Genomic DNA, 17,866 nt, shown 5'->3' with positions numbered 1-17,866 from the left:
GAACCGGTGTGAATATGTGGTTACGAAAGAAAAAACCGCCAACGCGGGATGAATGGGTTCACCCGATGCCCGATGTGCCTTTATCCGCGGAATCGCCCCTGCCCTCCAGCGGAGGGGCCCGCTCTTCTATCGACCCCATGGTAGAGAACGCCAAGTTCCGGATGGCCGACGAGATGGAGCATGGAAGGACCCCTTACGATTTTTCCGGAGAGATGAAAACGCGCCGGAAAAAACCCGGCGGATTCTCTTCGGGCTCCGGATTCTCCACAGGCTCCATAATCGGAGCCGCCGCTTTCCTGCTGGTGGCCATGGTGGTGTTTCTGGGATGGAAGCTTGTTTCCGGGGTTACCGGCAAGATAGACGCCATGAACCAGAACGTGACCGAACTTACCGGCCGGCTCAACTCTGAACGGGAAGCCTACAAGGCGGCGGAGAAAGCGCTGGTGCGCTCCGAGCTTAGAAAGACCCTGGTGGCGCTGGACAGCGCCATCGCCATGGGTGACCCGGTGGTAACCCCCCGCGCCTTAAAATTAAGGGACGAGGTGAAAGACATGCTGGTCACTTTGGGCGGCGTCCAGGAGCGCCAGCCCGCGGCGGGCTCCATAGCGGTATCACCTTACGCCGCTCCGGCGAAAGCTCCGGCGGCCAAGCCGTACAAACCCGCGGCTCCAGCGGAGTCCGCGGGCGAGGCGGCGCCTCAAGATGCCCAACCAGCGCCTGTCTCTCCAGAGCAATCCGCGGCTCCTTCCCCTGCTGAGCAGAACTGAAGGCGCGGGATGGCGCGGCCATGAGCGTAGCGGACGAGCTTTCTGAAATAGCCGGGTTCTTTATCCGCCAGGCTGGCGGGATATGGGCCATTTTAAAACTGAAAATCCGCATCATCGGTTTTTCCAATAAACGTAGCGGCATCCTTACCAGGCTGGGGGAGATGACTTTCCGGGCCATTCAGGACAACCGGCTGGTGGCCGCCGACGAGGGCATCATCTCCATGGTGGAGGAAATCCGCCGGGCGGAACTGGAAATATCCGGGGCGGAAGAAGCTATCAACGTAAAGAAAACCGAACTCTCGGAAGATAGAGGCATATTCAAAGAGCGCCTCCGGGGCGGAAGCGATGGTTCCGGGAAAAACGATGGGAACTCCGGTGGTGGAGAGTCTAATGGAGCGTGACCGCTTTTTTGCGCGGCAGTTTCCGGAGCCGCTCCGCTTGCGCGGGGCGCGGGAGGGATATATGGCCGTAAAGCTTGTGCTTGGGTTGATGGTGATTTTCCTTTTTGTGCTTTTCGCCGCCCAGAACCAGCAAAGCGTTGGGGTGACCTTCTTTTTCGGTTACCAGTACACGGCCCCCATGTGGCTGATGGCCGCGTTGTGTTTCGGCCTGGGCGCGGCTATTTCGGTGGTGGCCGGGGCGGTGGCCATCATAAGTGAGAAAAGCAGGAATTTCCGTTTGTCCCGGCGGGTGGCCAAGCTGGAGGAAGAGCTTTCCGGCTTGAAAAGCAGACCTATAAGCGACGACCCGGCGCTTTACATGGGCGGCGGCAAACCCTCCCGGCCGGCCAATTCCTCTTTTGACAACCGGTATTGACAAGCGCCTCTGGATCCCCTCCCTCAGGAACCCCGTCCCGAAATTGATTGTTAAGGGCCGTTGCGGCTATTATAATTTTAAGATGTGTCTTAAACCCCGCCCCTCGCGGGTTAAAAACTCTGAGGAGATAGACGTTTGAACCAGTTCTATAAAAATCTTGCCCTCTGGCTGGTGGTGGGGCTTGTGATGCTGGCCTTGTACAACATTTTTAATCAGCCACACACCACGATAAAAGAACTTTCATTCACCGAGTTCATGGATTCGGTGGATCACGGCCAGGTGGCGGACATAACAATCCAGGGCGACATGGGCCGGGGCAAGTTTTCCGACGGGAAACTGTTCCAGGTTTATCTGATGAACTATCCGGAGCTGTTCAAGGAGCTTCGCGCCGCCAACGTGAAGGTTACGGCCAGGCCGGCCGAGTCCACTCCGTGGTACATGAGCGTGCTCATATCGTGGTTCCCGATGGTTTTGCTTATCGCCATATGGATATTCTTCATGCGGCAGATGCAAAACGGCGGCTCCAGGGCGCTCTCCTTCGGGAAAAGCAAGGCCCGGATGATAACAGACAGCTCCAAGAAGGCCACGTTTAAAGACGTGGCTGGCATAGAGGAAGCCAAGGAAGACCTGCAGGAGATAATCGACTTCCTGAAAGACCCTCGCAAGTTCCAGAAGCTGGGCGGGAAAATCCCCAAGGGCGTCCTGCTGATGGGGCCCCCGGGCACCGGCAAGACCCTGTTGGCCCGGGCCATCGCTGGCGAGGCCAATGTGCCGTTCTTCTCCATATCCGGCTCGGATTTCGTGGAGATGTTCGTGGGCGTGGGAGCCTCCCGGGTGAGGGACTTGTTCGAGCAGGCCAAGAAAAGCGCCCCCTGCATAATTTTCGTGGACGAGATAGACGCGGTGGGCCGTCATCGCGGCGCGGGCCTGGGTGGCGGGCACGATGAACGTGAACAGACATTAAACCAGCTCCTGGTGGAGATGGACGGCTTTGAGGGCAACGAGGGGGCCATAGTGATAGCGGCAACCAACCGGCCCGACGTTTTGGATCCCGCCCTGCTCCGCCCCGGCCGGTTCGACCGGCAGGTGGTGGTGCCCCGGCCCGATGTTGGCGGACGGGAAGCCATTTTAAAAGTCCATGTGTCCAAGATACCCATGGACAACGATGTGGATGTAAAGGTCCTGGCCAGGGGCACGCCTGGTTTCACAGGGGCGGACCTGCAGAACCTCTGTAACGAGGCGGCGCTGTTGGCCGCGCGGGTGGACGCCGACAAGGTGAGCATGCGCCATTTTGAGACCGCCAAAGACAAGGTGATGATGGGGGCCGAACGGCGCTCCATGATCATCAGCGAAAAAGAGAAGAAGAACACCGCCGTGCATGAGGCCGGTCATGCCCTGGTGGCCTTGATGCTGCCCGGCACCGACCCCATCCATAAGGTAAGCATCATACCCAGGGGCCGAGCCCTGGGCGTCACCCAGCAGTTGCCGGTGGACGAGAAACACACCCACCCCAGGAATTACCTGACCAGCAGGCTGGCGATACTCATGGGCGGAAGGGCCGCCGAGGAGACGGTTTTAGACCAGTTCACCACGGGAGCCTCCAACGATATCGAGCAGGCCACGAACCTTGCCCGCAAGATGGTGTGCGAATGGGGCATGAGCGAAAAGCTGGGGCCTGTGGCCTTCGGACAGCGGGAGGAGCAGATTTTCCTGGGCCGGGAAATAGCCCAACACCGGGATTTCAGCGAACACACCGCCATTGAGATAGACGACGAGGTGCGGGGTTTCGTTACCCACGCTTATGAGATAGCGAAAGGATTGTTGATCGAGCACCGGGACATCCTCAACACCATCACCGACGCGCTGTTGGAGGTGGAAGTGGTGGATGGAGCGGAGATAGCGGAGATGGTGCGCAAAGGGCTGGCGGCCAAAGGCATAGAGATGCCAGCCCCGCAACAGCCATCCGGCGGAGACGGCAGGCCCAGGCATGTGGTGGCCACGGCCCCGGCGGACGTGGCTCCGGCGGCTCCACCAGCGTAGGGTTTTACATCCGGGCGGCCTTCCGCCCGGTTTTATTTAGAGCGCTAACCTATGACTGAACAGTCCCCTCCGGGTTGGCTTAAATTCGCCCCCGTGTTGCTTCTTTGCCTTGTGGGAGCCGTTGTCTGGGCAGGGGCCGGGCTGGTAAGCGGCGGATTGGGCGCGCTCCCTTCCATTCCGGATTTCGCGCCGGATATCGAAAAACTCAAGCGCGAGATCATGGCCGAGGCGGAGCGTGTACTGACCGGCGAACAATCCGCCCAGGAATCCGCCAAAAGCCCCAAACGGGCCAGCCGCCAAATACCGCCACCCGGAAAAGTGTTCCTGGAGATAGGCTCTTCCAAGCTGGACTTCTCGCTTAGAACCCAGATGTCACGGGACATGAGCGCCACTCTTTCGCTGGACGAAACGGAGAAGGGCCCCACTCCCATTTCCCTGCTCCTCTCTTTCAGGAAAAAGGGTGACACCACCGGGAGAGGGACTTTTGTTTCAGGTTCCATCACGCTGAAAAAACCGGTGGACGCGGCTGGAGCCAGCGGGCTGGAGTTTTACGCCAAATCCCGTGGAGCCCAATCCATCGGGGTTGCGGTTATGACCCGGAGCGGCAGTTCGTTCATGCGGTGGGACTGGCCCGATGTGCCCGTGAATGAAGAATGGGGCAGAATCGTTGTTTGGTTTGACGAATCCAACCTATGGCTCTTCAACAAGGCGGACAAGACTTACATCAAGCTGAAAGCCGGCAAGATGCCGGAAAAAATAGAAAACATCCGCATATACCTGAAAGGCGGCCAGCTTAATAAAAGCTCCGGCTCGGTATGGGTGGACTCTTTCGGCCTTTTCTAAAACAACCATCCTGATTTTCCAGGGACACAAGGCTTAAAAAGTGGAAATACTTCTGACCAATGACGACGGCATAAACGCCAAAGGGATCGAGGCCATGCGCGAAGCCCTTTCGGCGCTGGGGAAAGTGACTGTGGTGGCCCCGGAGACTGAGATGAGCGCCGTGGGGCACGCCATTACCCTGGTGGACCCGTTACGGGTGCGACACGTCCAGCGGGACGGGGAGTTTTTCGGAATAGCGGTAAACGGCACCCCCGCCGACTGCGTGAAGATAGCCGTGCGCGCCATACTGCCAAAACGGCCGGACATCGTGGTGTCCGGCATTAACCAGGGCGCCAACGTGGCCACCAATATCATTTATTCCGGCACCGTATCCGCCGCCACCGAGGGGATGATACTGGGAATCCCTTCCGTAGCCGTGTCGCTGGCGTCATTCACCTCACGGGATTTCTCCGGAGCCAAGCATTACGGGCTTAGAATTGTTGAGCGTGTGGCCAGAGAGGGGCTACCGGAAGGCACACTTCTGAATGTAAACGTCCCCCCATCGGATATGGATAAGATCAGGGGGGTCAAAGTTTGCAGGATGGGGTCTTCCAAGTTCAGCGAGGTTTTCGAGCGGAGGGTGGATCCCCGGCAGAACGACTATTACTGGCAAGGCGGAGCCATGGGGCTGGACAAGGCCGACGATGACGCGGATATCACTTATCTAAACGATGGGTACGTAACGGTCACCCCCATCCATTTCGACCTTACGAACCATCAGTTCATGGATAAAATAATCCGCTGGGAATTTTAGGGATTTGGGGCAAGGATAAATGAAGTTTTTAGTAGGGCCCTCGGCGCGGCTGGCTGGGGAAGTGTTGATACCCGCGTCCAAATCGCACACCATCCGGGCGTTGTTCTTCGCGGCGCTGGCGGATGGTGTATCCATCATAAAAAACCCGCTGGATTCGGCTGATGGGCGCTCGGCCCGGGAGGCTGTAAGGGTTTTAGGAGCCCGGGTTGAGGAGAGAGAGGATTCCTGGCTTGTCCAGGGGCTGGGGGGGAAGATAAACGCCCCTAAAGAGCCGGTGGATGTGGGCAACTCCGGCACCACTGCGCGGTTCGCCCTTTCCATGGCCTCGCTGGGGACTGAACGTATAACCATCACCGGAGACGAGCAGACCCGGTCGCGCCCCATGGGGTCGCTTCTTGATGCTTTAAAGAACCTGGGGGCGGAGACTTCCGGCTCCAACGGGAAGCTTCCAGCCACAGTACGGGGCCCGTTGGCCGGAGGATTCACCACCGTGGACGGGACCACATCGCAATACCTGTCCAGCCTGCTTGTCCACGCGCCTCTTGCTCCGCAGGACACGGTTATTTCATTGTCCCACTTGAACGAAAAACCCTATGTGGACATGACCCTCCGCTGGCTGGACCGGTTCGGGATAAAGTACACCCGCCAAGGCTACGAGCGGTTCGAGATTAAAGGAGGCCAGCGTTACACCGCTTTTGACGAACAGATCCCGGGGGATTTTTCTTCCGCCACTTTTTTCGCCTGCATGGGCGCCATGCCCGGCAACGAGATAACCCTGCTGGGGCTGGACATGGCCGACTCGCAGGGGGATAAGGCTGTCTTCGATTATATAAAACAGATGGGCGCCGAAGTGGTTTTTCATATAGACGGCAGGATTACCGTTCGCGGGGCCAAGCTTAATGGCGCCAAGCTTGATCTAAATTCCACGCCGGACGCTTTGCCCGCAATGGCCGCGCTGGCGGCGGTGGCGGATGGGGTCACCATCCTGGGCAACGTGCCCCAGGCGCGGATAAAGGAGACCGACCGGATAGCGGTGATGGCCCAGGAGCTGGGGAAAATGGGCATTAAGTGCGAAGAAACCCATGATTCTTTGATCGTCCACGGGGGCGCGCCCAGAGGGGCCAATGTTACAAGCCATGGAGACCACCGGGTGGTGATGAGCCTCGCTTTTTTAGCCAGCCGGGCTACTGGAATAACAACTGTCGATAGGGCCGAGGCGGCGGACATTACCTTCCCCAATTTCGCCAGATTATACAATGCGGTTGGTGGAAACCTTGCTGAGGAATAACCGTCTCCGGTAGCGTCCATTGTTTTAATTCTTGTCAAAATAACGCGCAATCCTGATAATTAGATTATGGACGACAAAGAAAAAGCTTTCGGGCGGCCCCTTGCCACAAGGGACATGACCCAAAGATTTAAAACGGGTGGATTTACGTTTCCTTTCGGGGTCTACCCGGAGGAGGAATTCGCCCAAGGGGAAGGTTACGACTCGCGTTACCTGGAGACCGAAGGCTGTTTTTATTACGAGATAATGGTCTCCCACGAGAGGATTCTACCCACTTTCCTGGCGCTAACGAACCTTCTACCCGATAAAGTCTGCCTTGTGGTGAAAATCCACTCCAGCGACTATTACAGGGATCATGACACCTATATAAGCGAGGAGATACTCGACAAAACAGAGGTGCTCTGGTGGATACAAGACTGGAAAGACGTGGCTTTGGACGACGGTTTCTTCGGTGTGGGCATCTTCACCGAAGGGTCGGGGCTGGAAGTTTTCCTGGACGACCATAAAACCATCCATGTTTATCACAAGGATCCGGACCTTATGGAGTCCACCCTGGAGAAACTGGGGATTCCCTTCGTGATGGATATGCGCTTCTTCTGGGACGAACCCCATTACCATGAACCTTTGCCATTAGATGAAGAAGCCGGGGACGATTATTTAACGGCCTTCGAAGACCTGGCGGACCTTTATGACCTGTACCTGGACGAGGAAGAAGAAGAAACCGATACGGATGGGACTCCTTTGGGTATCACCTGCTGGAAGGTAGAAATCCGCGGGTTCATCCATGGGGATAAAGATAAACTTGGTCAGGGTTTCTACTCCACCCTTTATGTAAACGCCGAGTCCCGCAAGCATGTTACCGAGCTTGTGGATGAATACCTGGCCGGCCGGGAGGAACAGGTGGACCTTTACCTGCAAATGGCCCGGGTGCCGGTGGAGCTTCTGACCACGGAGATGGCCCGGCGCAATCCGGAACCGGAAGAGCCGGGGGTATGGCACGAGTCCGACCGGGTGGTTTTCAACTGGGATCATCCCGGCCAATAATTTTAGGCTCTTCAAATCGCTCTTATTCTATCCACCGCTTTAAACCGCCTCTAATTTGCATCTTTTGTTGAAATGGGTAGCTGACAAGCAAGTTCTACGAAGTATTACTTAATGTTTTTTAGCCTTCACACATGAACCTTAAAGTGGCTTGTTAAGAATTCCGATGCTCCGCTTCGCAAAATGCGCAGTGCCTCAAAATGCATTCCAAAACATGTCCACACGAGAGAATATTTCATCCACAAAGCCTGTGGAAAAACCTGTGGATAAAGATGGGGGCAACGCTAAAAAAAGGTTAAATTTAAACGAGTTACAACAGATTGCCTAAAAATGGCGCAACGTTGTATCCTATTGTTTTTACTGGCATTGAATATATTGCAACGGAAAGCTCATATTTGTTTGTCAAAGGGGAGCAAAAGGCCGTAGAATTTTTCAACACATATTCGGGATTTTTCATTTTTTAATACGTGACACAGCTTAAATTCCCCTTCCCCGCCACGCGGGAGGAGGACTGTTTTGACGACTTTTTGGTGGATAGCCGGAACGAAACCACCGTAAAGCTTTGTCAGGGGTTCTCGGGAGGAAACTTGCCAGGAAAGGCCAAAAGCCTGACCCTACACGGCCCAGATGGGGCTGGGAAAACCCACCTGCTCATTGCCATGGGGAACAATTTTAAAACTTGGTCTAACTACGGCACGGCTCTTTACCTTGATGCCCCTAGGCTTTTGGAGGTTGTCAGCACATCCTCCGCCTACGAGGAGATAAAAACATCCCTCCACCAATACGAAAACTCCTCCTTTCTGGCCGTGGACCATCTTGAGAAAGTGGCGGGCAACGCCGTGGTGGAGGATCAGGTGTTTCATCTTTACAACGCCGTGGTGGAGGCTGGGGGGCTTTTCGCCGCCGCTGTGAACGCGCCTCCATCCCGGTGGGGTTTTCAGGAATGGCTTTCCACCAGGCTCCTGTGGGGGCTTACGGTGGAGTTAAACCCCGTGGGGGACGACGCCCGGGCAAAGGTGCTAGGGCGCATGGCCGAGGGTATGGGCTTGGCCCTTCCCGAGAAAGTGGCGCTGTGGCTTATGTCCCGTTTGCCGCGAGATCCTGCCAGCCAGATGGAAGCATTGGGCAAGATAGACCAATATTCCTTGATTCGTGGTAAAAAAGTGAGTATACAACTGGCAAGAGAGGCGCTGGAAATAAACTGATGAGCCTGAGAAAAGTGGAAGACGCCGCCGCCGGGGAGACTTCGGAATACCAGACGTGCCCCAAGTGCGGCCTGCCGCACAAGCTCAGCGATACGGTTTGCGCATATTGCGGCGAAAAGCTCCCGCAGAAGGTTTCCCTCACCGAAAAGCTAAAGCGGATAGTTGAGCGGGCGCGATGGCGTTACAAGCTGAAGGCGCGGCGCCCCTCCGTGAAATCCGTGTCCGGGAAAATCACAGCCTTGCTGATTGGAGCCGGACTTTTGGGCGGTGCCGTTTTTTTCCTGTACAGGGCTATAACGGGGCAGGAGTTCATGGATTTTCTTATCGGCGCCATCCTGGCGATATACGGAGGTTACATCACCGCAAACACATTCCGGGCCGGCAAGGCAAATCCACGCTGATCTTTATCCTTGCCGTCAGCTAATGACAAGCCCGCCATACCCCACCACGCTGGCGTAATCGCCGCTCACGTCGCCGGAGGTTTTGTAATCAACAAGCTCGGCCTTGGTGGCGCCAAGGGCCTTTAATGTCTCGATTACAACCGCCGTAGCCAGGTAGCCGCACATGGATATGCGCTCGCGGCGGACAACTTCCACAAGGCCCATTCCATCCAGCGCAATAATTTTCTCAATGGCCATTGCGTCTTTGAGCTTGGCCAGTTCGTGCGGGATGTAGTGGGAAAAATCGGTGCTGGCGATTACCGTAACCGGCCTCCCGTATTTCTTCAGCCCCCTCGCCAGAGCCGCCGCCAGGGAGGTGATTTCCTCATCGGCGAGGTTCCAGATGATTATGGGCACAATCTGGATGTCGCCGTTGAAATATTGCAGGAAAGGCACCTGCACTTCCAGCGAATGCTCCCATTCGTGGGCCCAGGGGGCGTCTTCAAGCAGATCGGTCTCATTCATAAGCAGGCTGGACAACGCCAGGTTGATATCAGCCTCTCCGTTTGGCATGTCCCACGTCCCCTGGGCCATAATCGCCGCCTTTGGAGGCGCGGCCATGTCCATCCCGGCGCCATGGTTTGGGCCTAGCAGGAGAATGGTTTGGGCGGCTTTTATCCTTTGGTAAACTTTTACCGCCACCGGTCCGGAATAGACATATCCGGCATGGGGCGCCACCGCGCCCATAACCTCGCGTTGCGGCGTTGTTTCTGTGATCAATGACTCTATCTGCCGTTTTATGGCCGTCGCGTGGGCCGGATAGAAATGCCCGGCCACCGCCGCTTTCCTGCGCATTTCGGTTCTCATAGGTTTTGTAAACGCGTAAGGCCGCCCCAACTACTTCATAAGCTTAGAATCGTCTCGGAATGCCCTGCTGTCAAGCGCGGGCCCGGCCAAATGAAAAGGGGCGCGAACCGCAGTCCGCGCCCCATCATTAAAGGCTAATAGCGCTTCTTTTGTTAAAGAAGGGTTATTGTAGCTATATGCGGCGCGATGATAAGGGCTATGGTGTTTATAACCTTGATGAGCGCGTTGAGCGCCGGACCGGCGGTGTCCTTGAACGGGTCACCCACGGTATCGCCCACCACCGCCGCCTTGTGGGCGTCGGAGCCTTTACCGCCGTGATGCCCCATTTCGATGTGCTTCTTGGCGTTGTCCCAGGTGGCGCCGCCGTTGCACATGAATAAGGCCATCAACAGGCCGGACACAATGACGCCAGCCAATAATCCGGCCAAGGCCACAGGCCCGAAAACATATCCCACAATTATGGGGGATAGCACGGCCGTCAGGCCCGGGATTATCATCTCCTTCAACGCCGCCTGGGTCACGATGTCCACGCACTCGGCGTAGTCCGGCTGGGCTTCGCCGGACATGATCCCCTTGATCTCCTGGAACTGGAACCTCACCTCCGTCACCACCGCGAAAGCGGCGCGCCCCACGGCTTCCATGCAGTGAGCCGAGAAGAAGTACGGCAGGGCCGCGCCGATGAAAAGGCCTATCATCAGCGAAACGTCCGTAATGGCGAAAGGAATGGTTTTCTGGGCGGCGCGGCTTATCTCGTCGGAATAAGCCTGGAACAGCACCACCGCCGCCAGCGCCGCGGAGCCGATGGCGTATCCCTTGGTTACCGCCTTGGTGGTGTTGCCCACCGCGTCCAGCTCGTCGGTAATGTTGCGAACCTCTTTGGGCAGGCCGCTCATTTCGGCTATGCCACCGGCGTTGTCGGTGATTGGCCCGTAGCTGTCCATGGCTATAACCATGCCCGTGGTGGAGAGCATGGACACCGCCGCTATGGCTATGCCGTATATCCCGGCCAGCGCGTAAGATCCCGCCATGGAGGTTATGATTATAAGGATCACCGGCGTGGAGGATTCCAGCCCCATGGCCACGCCCATGATGATGTTGGTGGCCGCGCCGGTCTCGCAGGATTTGGATACCGCCTTGACCGGATGGAACTTGGTGGAGGTGTAGTACTCCGTGGACACGGTGATGGCCAGTGTCACAAAAAGCCCGATAATCGAGGTGATGAACAGGTTAATGTCCCCGTGCATCATGTGGTTGGTGATTACATAAAAAGCCGCCGCGGATATAAGCCCCGTGGCTATCTGGCCTTTGTAAAGGGCCATGGTTATGGACTTGTCCGGCCCAAGTTTAATGAAAAACGTGCCCAGTATGGTGGCCACGATAGCCGCCGAGCCCAGGGCCAGCGGATAGAGGACGGCGTTCAGCCCGTAAACCTCCTGCACCGCGGCGGAAGCCCCAGCCAGTATCATGGCGGCGATGAGGGTGACCGCGTAGGTCTCGAACAGGTCGGCGCCCATGCCGGCGCAGTCGCCCACGTTGTCACCCACGTTGTCGGCTATCACGGCGGGGTTTCTTGGATCATCCTCCGGGATGCCCGCCTCAACTTTTCCCACCAGGTCGGCCCCCACGTCGGCGGCTTTGGTGAAAATGCCTCCACCCACGCGGGCGAAGAGGGAGATTAAGCTTGCCCCAAAACCAAAGCCGATTGTGGCCATCGGGTCCCGGGTGAAATAGTATGTAAGCGACACGCCGATGAGCGAAAGGCCCACCACCATAAGGCCCGTCACCGAGCCGCCTTTGAACGCCACGTCCAGCGCGTCCTCCAGCCCGTTGCGGGCCGCCTCGGCTGTGCGCACGTTTGAGCGCACCGAAACCATCATCCCTATGTAACCGGCCAGGCCTGAAAGGATGGCCCCGGCCATGAACCCGAAACCGTGGGCGGCGCTGGACTTGGTAACCAGCAGGCCGAAGATAAGCACGGCGAATATGGCAATCACTTTCGACTGGCGGTTTAGGTACGCCTCGGCTCCCTGGCGGATGGCGGTGGAGATGGAGACCATCTTCTCCGAACCCTCCGGCCTCCGCAATATGCGTATGGTCAGGAATACCGCATACAACACGGCCAGGACCCCGGCGCCCAGGGCGGCATAAACAACCTGGTCGGGATCGTACGACGGGACAGCGCTTACAGCTTGTTTTTCCATATACTATAGACCAAAAGTTATGAGGTTATAAATAGGGACAGTTACGGCTCGGCAAGTTTAACAAAGAAAAATCGGGTTTGTCACGGGGGAAAAACAAAACGCCGGAGGCTTCAGGCAATGGTCACCCGGTTTCTGCCCTCTTCCTTGCTTTTATACAGCGCCTTGTCCGCAAGCTCGATAAACCGGTTATCCGCCATTTTGCCATCCCACATGGCCACGCCAAGGCTTATGGTGACTGTCAGTGTGGCGCCGTTGAACTCCACCTGGCGCGCCTGGGTTTTCTCCCTAAGGGTTTCGGCCACTGGAGCGGCTTTCTCCACGGTGGCCCCCGGAAGGATGATGGCGAACTCCTCACCGCCATACCTTGCGGCTATTCCTTTCTCCCCGGCCACATCCCGGATAACATCGGCGACGGCGCGAAGGACAGCGTCCCCCGCTTTGTGGCCGTAAGTGTCGTTGAACTTCTTGAAATGGTCGATGTCGAACAAGATCAGGGATACCGGCGCGCCGCCTGTGGAGCATATGCCCAACTCCGCCACCAGCCTCTCATGAAAATGCCGGTGGTTGAACAGGCCTGTGAGCCCATCGGTGATGGAGAGCAGTTCCAGCTTGTCCTTGAGTGTCTTAAGCTCGTGGTACGCGGCGGCCAGGTCGTCGAAAAGCCGCTTATTGTTGAGATGTGTCCGCATGCGCGCCAGCAGGACCTCTTCGTCGAAAGGTTTGGTGAGGAAATCCACAACCCCGGCTTCCAGCGCCTTAAGAATGCTTTGCTTCTTCGTGTCCGCCGTGACCATGATGATGCGGATGCTCTCCAGGGCGGGTTCGGCCTTTATCATCTTGGTCAGGTCATACCCGTCCAGCCCCGGCATGTTGGCGTCCATCAAAATAAGGTCGGGCATGTAACTCCTTATGGCCTCGATGGCGGCATTGGAGTCCTGCTGGATGTGATAATCGTACCCGTACTTTTCGAGAATAATCTTATACGCCTTGCATATTATGGGGCTGTCCTCCACCACCATGATCTTGCCTGGAGGCGGCTCCGCCGCCATTAGTTCCGAGGGGGGCGCGCCCACCACTTTCAGCAATTCCCGCTCATCCACCGGTTTCTCCAGAAAGGCCGAAACGCCCGCTTCCAGCCCCTCCTTGCGGGTGCTTTCGTCACCGGCCAGGCAGATTAGCGCCACCGGAAGGTTTCTGGTGTTCTCGGCGGCCTTGAGGATGTGGGTGAATGAAACCCCGTCCATCTCCGGCAGGGCGCAATCTATCACCGCAAGGTCGAACTGGCCTTTACCGGCGTGGCTTAACGCCTCCCGGGCGCTCCTGGAAAGGGTAACCGTGTGCCCCGCCTTGCGGATAGCCTCCGCCGACGCGCTGAGCGCATGGGGATTCTCGATGGCAAGAAGAATACGTTTTGATTTCACAAGACCACACAATCATTGAAAAAAACATCGGGGCCGGCCGATAGCCGTCTATTTTTTATCCACGGCCTTTGGGCGCGGCGCCTTCCACAGGCAATTTTATTATGAACGCGGTGCCCTCACCCTCTTCACTTTGCACCGTTATCTCCCCGCCATGCTGTTTTATTATCTCGTAACAGATGTACAGGCCGAGACCGGTGCCAACACCCACCGGCTTGGTGGTGAAGAACGGATCGAACACCCTTGAAAGCTTCTCGTCGGAAATGCCTTTCCCGTTGTCGTAGAAAGTAAGTATCAGGTACTCGGGCGACTTGACGCCATCCGCCTCATCCCCATCTATAATGGTGGCCGAAACGTCTATTATCCCCATAAAATCGTTGTCGCCAATGCTCCGGCGTTGCATGATCTTGTCGTTTATTGCGTCACCGGCGTTTACCAGCAGGTTCACGAACACCTGCTCCAGCTTGGAGAAATGCCCCTTGATCTCTTTTATGTTCAGGTAATTTTCGGTGATGGTGATGTTCTTGCGGAGCTTGGCGCGCACCAGGTTCACCGCCTGGGTTATCACCTCCCGGATGTCCACATTCTCCCCACCCCCCTCGTCGCTCATGTGGGCGTAATGTTTTATCCCGGCCACGATCTTCTGCACGCGGTCGGTGCCCTTCAGCGCCTCGTCTATCATCTCCGGGAACTCCTTGAGGAGGATGTTCCTCAGCGAGTCCTGGTTCTTGGGGTCGTTCAGGTTTTCCATCCTGGGGGCGAGGCGCTTTATATATTCGCGCATCAACTGGAGGTTGGTGCGGATAAAAGTGGTGGGGTTGTTTATTTCATGGGCTATGCCGGTGGACAGCACGCCCACCGTGGCCATTTTTTCGGCCTGGAGCAACTGCTGGGTGCGGGTCAGGAGGCTTTCGGACAGCGATTTCTTCTCCAGCGCCCTGTTTACAGCATGGAGGAACTGGTCCCTGTCTATGGGCTTTACGATGAAATCGGAAGCCCCTTCCCGGATGGCGTCTATGAATATCTCCATGGAGCCGAAACCGGTGATGACGATTATCTCCAGCTCCTTGTTTATCTGGCGGACTGCGCGGATAAGCTCTATCCCGCTCATGCCGGGCATCTTCAGGTCGGTGATAAGCAGGTCCACCCCCCCCTTTTTCACCAGCTCAAACGCCTCGCTTCCATCGGCGCTGGAAATAGCCTTGTGCCCCTGTTTGTCTAGAACGCGCACGAGGAGGGCCGAGATCTCGCGTTCATCGTCCACTATCAAAATTGTACGGGTGGCTGGCGGAGGCTGGCCGGAAAAGGCGCTGGAAACGTTTTCAACTAGCAAAGGATTCTCCTAGCAGGCGGGGTAACCACCTGTTTTCCCCCCGGATGAATATCGCATTAAAATATCTTATTCTACCAGCCCTTTTCAAGATTCACGAAGTTCTTCCTCAAGAGCCTTCAGGTTTTCGGCGGCCCGCTCATGCCCCGGCGCAAGCTCCACGATGGCCCTCAAACATTCGGCTGACGGATGATATAACCCCGCGCTGTAGTAAATGGTGGCTATCTCGTATAGCAGGCCGGTGTCCAACGGGTTCAGGCGCAGGGCGCGCCTGTAAAGGTGAAAGGCGTCCAGCAGGTTCCCGGCGCGGCCGAAAGTTTCCGCCCGCTCCTTCAAAGCCGCAAGAAGAAGCTCCCGCCCGGCGCCGCCCGGAACCCATTCCGCCAGTTCCTTTTCCAATCGGTCCCGCTCCGAGGCCAGCCGGGCCTTTTCTCCATCCATCTCCAACAGCGCCGCGTTCCGGAGCCGGAGAAGTTCCTGCGTCTCCGCCAGGGCGGAACTTTCTTTCTCCAGCGCCGCTTTGAGCCGCGCCGTTACTTCCGGGTCGGGCTGGGGCGCTGGCGGATCCGCCAGGGTGTCTTTTATCACCGCGTCCAGCCCCATCCCGCGGATAGGCAGGCTTTTCACAGCGCCCCCTTATGCGGGACGCTATTGTCACATGAGGCGTATGTCATCGGTGAGCACCGTGTAATCGTAAGCGCCGTTGGATTTGGGGGCGTAAACCTGGATTGGCTTCCCGCGGGCCGGGGCTTCGGCCAGCTTGGCGTCCAGCCTTATGCTGGGGCGCAGAAGGTTTCGGCCGTACTCTTTCTCCATCTCCTCCACAAGCTCCTGGCTTATCTTCATCCGCCGGTCTATCATCGTGGGCACAAGCCCCACGATCTTCAGAGCCGGGTTGAGCTTTTGGTTTACCTTCCTCACAATGTCCCTCAACTGCCGGATGGCCACCAGCGAAAGATGATGTGTCTGCACCGGGGCCAGGGCCTCATCGCAGGCTACCAGGGCGTTTAATGTCAGTATGCCGAAAGCCACAGGGCAGTCCACCACAATATAATCATATTCGCCGGAGAATGGCGCCAGGACATCCCTAAGCCTCAGTTCCCGCCCGGGCAGATCTGCAAGCTCTATCTCGGCGCCGCAAAGCCGGGGGGCCGAAGGAATCAAATGAAGCCTGTCCACTGCGGAGCGGATAACCCCCTTGCGCGCGTCGGTCTCCACCCCCAAAAGTAGCTCGTATATGGTTAGAGGGGCCACGGCCCCGTCCACTCCAAGGGATATGGAGGCGTTGGCCTGCGGGTCCATATCCACAAGAAGCGTCCGCTCCCCGCGCATGGCAAGCCCCGCCGACAGGCTAACCGCCGTGGTGGTCTTGCCTGATCCGCCCTTGCGGTTTACTATAGCCAGTTTTCGTGTTCCGCGCGGCATGCCTTATGGTTCACTTGTGGATGGAAGCGCCGTGGGTGTCGTGGACAGCCTCCAGCAGGGCTTCGGAGAATGTGGGGTGGGAGAATATCACCTCCCCCAATTGTTTTACGGTCATTTGAGCGGCCATGGCCACGGCGGCGATGTGTATCAGGTCCGTGGCCCGGGGGCCGATAATGTGAACCCCCAGTATCCTGCCGCTGGCCCCGTCAGAAACCACTTTTACGAATCCTGCTATCTCCCCGGCGGCATGGGCGCGGGCCAAGGCGCGGAACATGAATGTCCCTTTAACGTAGCCCTCAGGCGCTGAGCCCTCAGTCACACCAACGGAGCCGATTTCAGGAATAGTAAAAATGGTGTTGGGAACAGGCGTGTTACTGGCCGGGCTATCCACCCCGCCGATGATTTCCGCCACCCGCCTTCCCTCGGCGTAGGCGGTATATGCCAGCAGGTGTTTACCGGCCACGTCGCCGACGGCGAAGATGTTCCGCGCGGATGTGCGCATCTGGCCATCGGTGTCTATCTCCCCCCGGGCCCCCAGGGTCACTCCCACGTTCTCCAGCCCCAATCCTTCGGTCACAAACCGGCGCCCCACCGAAATTAAAACCTTCTCCGCCGAAAGCCTGACCCCGCCCGCCAGCGTGGCTGTTACGCCGCCATCGGCCTCGGCTATCTCCTCTATGCGGGTTCCGGTCACAACCTTTATTTTCCTTTTCTTGAACTCCCGCTCCAGCGTGGCCGAAACCTCGAAATCCTCCGTAGGCAGAAGCCTTGGCAGAAGCTCCACCACCGTAACCTCCACGCCGAACCGGCTCATGGCCCCGGCGAACTCGCAACCGATGGCGCCACCCCCCACGATGAGAAGCGACTTGGGCGGGGCGCTCAGGTTGAATATGGTGTCGCTGGTGAGGGCCGCATTTTCGCTCAGGTTGAAAAGACGGGCAGGCGCCGAGCCGGTGGCTATTACCGCGTATCTATACCCTAAAGCGCGTGGCCCCTCGGCGGTCTCCACGGAAATTTCGCCCGGAGCCTGGAACCGCGCCCGGCCCAAAATGATTTGCACCCCTTTTTTGACGATAAGTGTTTCCAGCGATTTTTTGAACTGGGCCACTATGGCCCTTTGCTTTTCGGCGGCCAGCCCGAAATCCGGCGAGAAGGCCAGCGGCTCCCGGGTGAGCGTGGCCATATGCGCGGCCATGTCCACCGTTTCCGCGGAGGATATCCATGCCTTGGCCGGGACACATCCCCGGTTCAGGCAGGCGCCACCTATGTCCCCGATTTCGATGAGCGCCGTTGAAAGACCCAGCCCGGCCGCGGTGACAGCCGTTGAATAACCTCCGGCCCCACCGCCTATCACCACCACATCGAACCGTTCCATATAGCTCCCCGCGCTCTTTTTTGCGACTTATTATAAGATAGATTGGATTTTATAACATGAACCTATAAGGAGTTTGCCCC

17 protein-coding genes are annotated in these 17,866 nt (G+C 57.3%); 10 read left to right on the top strand and 7 right to left on the bottom strand.

Going from position 1 to position 17,866, the window contains the following annotated elements:
* The first annotated feature begins 65 nt into the window (after positions 1–65).
* The 10 genes from HY751_12900 (at position 66) to HY751_12855 (ending at position 9,191) form a co-directional block, all read left to right on the top strand.
* Entirely contained in the window at positions 66–767 is a 702-nt protein-coding gene (locus HY751_12900) for a hypothetical protein (protein ID MBI4667294.1), read from the top strand.
* A 20-nt stretch (positions 768–787) separates the two neighbouring features.
* Complete coding sequence (locus tag HY751_12895; GenBank protein MBI4667293.1) at positions 788–1,168, top strand: hypothetical protein; 381 nt, start codon at positions 788–790, stop codon at positions 1,166–1,168.
* Between the two features lie 61 nt (positions 1,169–1,229).
* Positions 1,230–1,583 carry a LapA family protein gene (locus tag HY751_12890; protein ID MBI4667292.1) on the top strand — a complete coding sequence of 118 codons (354 nt, stop codon included), beginning with the start codon at positions 1,230–1,232 and terminating at the stop codon, positions 1,581–1,583.
* A 135-nt stretch (positions 1,584–1,718) separates the two neighbouring features.
* Positions 1,719–3,623 carry an ATP-dependent metallopeptidase FtsH/Yme1/Tma family protein gene (locus HY751_12885; protein ID MBI4667291.1) on the top strand — a complete coding sequence of 635 codons (1,905 nt, stop codon included), beginning with the start codon at positions 1,719–1,721 and terminating at the stop codon, positions 3,621–3,623.
* A gap of 51 nt (positions 3,624–3,674) precedes the next feature.
* Entirely contained in the window at positions 3,675–4,466 is a 792-nt protein-coding gene (locus tag HY751_12880; GenBank protein MBI4667290.1) for a hypothetical protein, read from the top strand.
* 40 nt (positions 4,467–4,506) lie between these two features.
* Entirely contained in the window at positions 4,507–5,259 is a 753-nt protein-coding gene (gene surE, locus HY751_12875; protein ID MBI4667289.1) for a 5'/3'-nucleotidase SurE, read from the top strand.
* A gap of 19 nt (positions 5,260–5,278) precedes the next feature.
* Positions 5,279–6,547: a 3-phosphoshikimate 1-carboxyvinyltransferase gene (aroA, locus tag HY751_12870; GenBank protein ID MBI4667288.1), complete on the top strand. Its 1,269-nt coding sequence runs from the start codon at positions 5,279–5,281 to the stop codon at positions 6,545–6,547.
* 66 nt (positions 6,548–6,613) lie between these two features.
* Positions 6,614–7,588 carry a hypothetical protein gene (locus HY751_12865; protein ID MBI4667287.1) on the top strand — a complete coding sequence of 325 codons (975 nt, stop codon included), beginning with the start codon at positions 6,614–6,616 and terminating at the stop codon, positions 7,586–7,588.
* A 464-nt stretch (positions 7,589–8,052) separates the two neighbouring features.
* Positions 8,053–8,790: an ATP-binding protein gene (locus HY751_12860; protein MBI4667286.1), complete on the top strand. Its 738-nt coding sequence runs from the start codon at positions 8,053–8,055 to the stop codon at positions 8,788–8,790.
* On the top strand, positions 8,790–9,191 hold the full coding sequence (locus HY751_12855) for a zinc ribbon domain-containing protein (GenBank protein MBI4667285.1): 402 nt from the start codon (positions 8,790–8,792) through the stop codon (positions 9,189–9,191). The genes HY751_12860 and HY751_12855 overlap by 1 nt, the downstream gene beginning before the upstream one ends.
* A 15-nt stretch (positions 9,192–9,206) precedes the next feature.
* On the opposite strand, the gene amrB is transcribed toward HY751_12855, so the two are convergent.
* The 7 genes from amrB to lpdA form a co-directional block, all read right to left on the bottom strand.
* On the bottom strand, positions 9,207–10,025 hold the full coding sequence (gene amrB, locus HY751_12850) for an AmmeMemoRadiSam system protein B (protein ID MBI4667284.1): 819 nt from the start codon (positions 10,023–10,025) through the stop codon (positions 9,207–9,209).
* A gap of 164 nt (positions 10,026–10,189) precedes the next feature.
* Entirely contained in the window at positions 10,190–12,238 is a 2,049-nt protein-coding gene (locus HY751_12845; GenBank protein ID MBI4667283.1) for a sodium-translocating pyrophosphatase, read from the bottom strand.
* A 110-nt stretch (positions 12,239–12,348) separates the two neighbouring features.
* Positions 12,349–13,659, bottom strand: coding sequence for a diguanylate cyclase (locus HY751_12840; GenBank protein MBI4667282.1), 1,311 nt, complete (start codon positions 13,657–13,659; stop codon positions 12,349–12,351).
* A 55-nt stretch (positions 13,660–13,714) separates the two neighbouring features.
* Positions 13,715–14,989 carry a hybrid sensor histidine kinase/response regulator gene (locus tag HY751_12835; GenBank protein MBI4667281.1) on the bottom strand — a complete coding sequence of 425 codons (1,275 nt, stop codon included), beginning with the start codon at positions 14,987–14,989 and terminating at the stop codon, positions 13,715–13,717.
* Positions 14,990–15,073: 84 nt separating this feature from the next.
* On the bottom strand, positions 15,074–15,613 hold the full coding sequence (locus HY751_12830) for a hypothetical protein (protein MBI4667280.1): 540 nt from the start codon (positions 15,611–15,613) through the stop codon (positions 15,074–15,076).
* A gap of 27 nt (positions 15,614–15,640) precedes the next feature.
* Positions 15,641–16,411: a ParA family protein gene (locus tag HY751_12825; GenBank protein MBI4667279.1), complete on the bottom strand. Its 771-nt coding sequence runs from the start codon at positions 16,409–16,411 to the stop codon at positions 15,641–15,643.
* 10 nt (positions 16,412–16,421) lie between these two features.
* Entirely contained in the window at positions 16,422–17,786 is a 1,365-nt protein-coding gene (lpdA, locus tag HY751_12820) for a dihydrolipoyl dehydrogenase (protein ID MBI4667278.1), read from the bottom strand.
* Positions 17,787–17,866 lie beyond the last annotated feature (80 nt).

This window comes from Nitrospinota bacterium (assembly GCA_016208975.1).
Taxonomy (GTDB): Bacteria; Nitrospinota_A; UBA7883; order UBA7883; family JACRLM01; genus JACQXA01.
The sequence above is the reverse complement of the archived record's forward strand: the minus strand, read 5'-3'. Positions and strand labels throughout refer to the sequence as shown.

Coding starts and splice junctions, on each gene's coding strand:
- HY751_12895 (MBI4667293.1), top strand. CDS start 788: ATGAGCGTAGCGGACGAGCTTTCTGAAATAGCCGGGTTCTTTATCCGC.
- HY751_12825 (MBI4667279.1), bottom strand. CDS start 16,411: ATGCCGCGCGGAACACGAAAACTGGCTATAGTAAACCGCAAGGGCGGA.
- HY751_12855 (MBI4667285.1), top strand. CDS start 8,790: ATGAGCCTGAGAAAAGTGGAAGACGCCGCCGCCGGGGAGACTTCGGAA.
- HY751_12900 (MBI4667294.1), top strand. CDS start 66: ATGCCCGATGTGCCTTTATCCGCGGAATCGCCCCTGCCCTCCAGCGGA.
- HY751_12890 (MBI4667292.1), top strand. CDS start 1,230: ATGGCCGTAAAGCTTGTGCTTGGGTTGATGGTGATTTTCCTTTTTGTG.
- lpdA (MBI4667278.1), bottom strand. CDS start 17,786: ATGGAACGGTTCGATGTGGTGGTGATAGGCGGTGGGGCCGGAGGTTAT.
- HY751_12845 (MBI4667283.1), bottom strand. CDS start 12,238: ATGGAAAAACAAGCTGTAAGCGCTGTCCCGTCGTACGATCCCGACCAG.
- amrB (MBI4667284.1), bottom strand. CDS start 10,025: ATGCGCAGGAAAGCGGCGGTGGCCGGGCATTTCTATCCGGCCCACGCG.
- aroA (MBI4667288.1), top strand. CDS start 5,279: ATGAAGTTTTTAGTAGGGCCCTCGGCGCGGCTGGCTGGGGAAGTGTTG.
- HY751_12865 (MBI4667287.1), top strand. CDS start 6,614: ATGGACGACAAAGAAAAAGCTTTCGGGCGGCCCCTTGCCACAAGGGAC.
- HY751_12880 (MBI4667290.1), top strand. CDS start 3,675: ATGACTGAACAGTCCCCTCCGGGTTGGCTTAAATTCGCCCCCGTGTTG.